2 protein-coding genes are annotated in these 2,058 nt (G+C 55.6%); both read left to right on the top strand.

Annotation, left to right across the window (positions count from 1 at the left end):
* Nucleotides 1-275: 275 nt before the first annotated feature.
* Nucleotides 276-1,646, top strand: a complete 1,371-nt coding sequence (locus tag HMPREF0908_RS02595) for a cytochrome ubiquinol oxidase subunit I (protein ID WP_006689877.1) — start codon at nt 276-278, stop codon at nt 1,644-1,646.
* Between the two features lie 2 nt (nt 1,647-1,648).
* A partial coding sequence (cydB, locus tag HMPREF0908_RS02600) for a cytochrome d ubiquinol oxidase subunit II (RefSeq protein WP_006689878.1) occupies nt 1,649-2,058 on the top strand: 410 nt, incomplete at its 3' end.

A 2,058-nucleotide genomic window follows, 5' to 3' on the forward strand; every position in this document is an offset into this window, starting at 1 on the left:
CCCCGACGGCAGCGGGATTTCTGCCGCTCCTCGATGTGCCGCTTCCCTACCCGTGGGTCGGCGGTGCACTTATCCTAACACTCGGACTGCAGGCAGCAAACGCTCTGCGAAAATAATTACGATTTATTCCTAGATAGTTTATTTTATCAATCTAACTTGTATTTCATTTTGACCTATGATATAATGCAGGGAATCGAAGGGCTTTTGTCACATTTTGCGGACAAAAGCCGTCGCTGTCATTATCGTAGGTTTTGTTTTTTAGGAGGGATTTGGACATGGAAGCAGTGCTGCTGTCCCGATGGCAGTTTGCAATCACCACCATCTATCACTTTCTCTTCGTCCCTGTCACGCTCGGTATGGCGATCTTTGTCGCTCTGCTCGAAACGTGCTATGTCAAGACGAAGAAACCGGAGTGGAAAAAGACCTGCCGGAAGCTTCTGCATTTCTTCGGCACACTCTTTCTCATCAACTTCGCGATGGGTGTCGTCACCGGTCTGGTGCAGGAGTTCCAGTTCGGCATGAACTGGTCGGAGTACTCACGCTTCATGGGTGACATCTTCGGTGCGCCGCTCGCACTCGAGGCACTCACGGCGTTCTTCCTTGAGTCCACCTTCCTCGGCATCTGGATGTTCGGTTGGGACAAACTCTCGGAGAAGGCACACTGCGCCTGCATCTGGCTCGTCGCACTCGGCAGCAATCTGTCCGCCTTCTGGATTCTTGTCGCGAACTCCTTCATGCAGCATCCCGTCGGCTACGTACTCGCCAACGGACGCGCCGAGATGGCGAGCTTCGCCGAGCTCGTAACGAACCATTACATCCTCGGCGAGCAGTCCCACACGCTCTTTGCGGGCATCACGACCGCCGGCTTTGTCGTCATGGCGGTCTCGGCATGGAAGCTAATGCACGACACGGAGTCGCGCTATGCGTTCACGCAGGCGATCAAGGCGGGTGCCATCTACACGCTTGTCGGTGTGGTCGGCGTCATCGCGAGCGGACATTTCCACACACAGTACCTCGCACAGGCAAACCCGATGAAGCTCGCCTCCATGGAGGCACTCTGGGAGACGGAGGACCCCGCGCCGTTTGCCGTTCTCGCTTACCCCAACATGGAAAAGGGACAGAACGATTTCGAAATCACCATTCCCTACATGTTCACGATCATGGTACATGACGGCCCCTCGGGCGAGGTGCGCGGCATCAACGATCTCCAGAAAGAAGCTGTTCAAAAATATGGCGAGGGCGACTACCGTCCGCACGTCACGATGCTCTTCTACGCTTTCCGTGCGATGGTCGGCGCTGGCTTCTTCATGGTGCTCGTCTCGCTCGTCGTGCTCTATCTGACGAAAAAAGAGAAGCTTCTTTCGGCAAAGAAGCTTCTCTATGCCCTGCCGTGGCTGGTCGTCATTCCGTTTATCGCCAATTCCTGCGGCTGGATCGTCGCCGAGATGGGACGTCAGCCGTGGCTCGTGGTGGGACTGCAAAAGACAGTGAACGGCGTGTCGCCGAATCTCACAGCAGGTGAGATCTGGTTCACGATGATCGGCTTCACGGTGCTCTACCTGCTGCTGATCATCACCGCACTCTATCTTGCCTTCCGCTTCATCCGCCGCACGCAGATTACCCCTGCCATCGAAGGAGGGAAGTAAGAATGGACTACAATATTCTCTGGTTCGTACTGATCGTCATCCTCTTCACAGGATTCTTCTTCCTCGAAGGATTTGACTACGGTGTCGGCACGCTGCTCACACTCATCTCCGACAAGGAGAGTGACCGCTCCCAGCTCATCCGCACCATCGGTCCTGTCTGGGACGGTAACGAGGTCTGGATGATTACGGCGGGCGGTGCCACGTTCGCAGCATTCCCGCACGTCTATGCGACGATGTTCAGCACCTTCTACATTGCGCTCTTCCTCATGCTGGTTGCGCTCATCCTGCGCGGCGTCGCATTCGAGTTCCGCCATCATCGCGAGGATGAAGTATGGCAGCGCCGCTGGTCGTACGCCATTGCTTTCGGCAGCGTTGTTCCTGCATTTCTCTGGGGCGTTGCGGTCACGAATTT

Source organism: Centipeda flueggei ATCC 43531, assembly GCF_000160695.1.
GTDB classification, from domain to species: domain Bacteria; phylum Bacillota; class Negativicutes; order Selenomonadales; family Selenomonadaceae; genus Centipeda; species Centipeda flueggei.